The organism is Vibrio sp. Vb1755 (genome assembly GCF_033338635.1).
GTDB classification, from domain to species: domain Bacteria; phylum Pseudomonadota; class Gammaproteobacteria; order Enterobacterales; family Vibrionaceae; genus Vibrio; species Vibrio alginolyticus.
In genome coordinates this window covers 1-615 of sequence record NZ_JAWOTA010000199.1, presented here as the reverse complement: position 1 = coordinate 615, position 615 = coordinate 1, and the positions used below count along the sequence as shown (strand labels likewise).

The window sequence follows — 615 nt, the reverse complement described above, 5'->3', positions numbered from 1 at the left end:
GCTTGATCCTGAAACGCACAAAATCATCGAAATTGCTTCTATCGTCACGGATAGCGAACTGAATATTTTAGCTGAAGGGCCAGTGCTTGCCGTGCATCAGCCAGAAGAAGAGCTAGCCAAAATGGACGATTGGTGCACCAACACGCACACAGCTAGCGGTTTGGTTGAGCGCGTTCGGAACAGCAAAATCTCTGAGCAAGATGCCGTAGCACAGACCATCGAATTTTTAGAAAAATGGGTACCAAAAGGCGTATCGCCAATCTGCGGTAATAGCATCGGTCAGGACCGTCGTTTCTTGTACAAGCATATGCCTGAACTGGAAGAGTACTTCCACTACCGTTACTTAGATGTGAGTACACTAAAAGAGCTAACTCGTCGTTGGAAGCCAGAGGTGCTGGACGGTTTCTCTAAACAGGGCACACATTTAGCGTTGGACGACATCCGTGAATCTATTGCGGAGTTAAAGTACTACCGCGAAACGATCTTTACGATCTAACTGTTAAGGCTGCGATCTAAATTGTTGTCATTCTTGATTGTTTTGCTTGCTTTTTCGTCGTTCAGTAAAAAATTAAAGTTTTTTTGAACGAAGGACTTGCATCACAAAAAAATGCTCTT

At 44.2% G+C, this 615-nt stretch carries 1 protein-coding gene; it reads left to right on the top strand.

The window, feature by feature from the left end; all coding sequences use genetic code 11:
- Positions 1-496, top strand: a 496-nt coding sequence (orn, locus tag R7E00_RS23870) for an oligoribonuclease (protein ID WP_318124728.1), incomplete at its 5' end; no start/stop codon positions are given.
- Positions 497-615 lie beyond the last annotated feature (119 nt).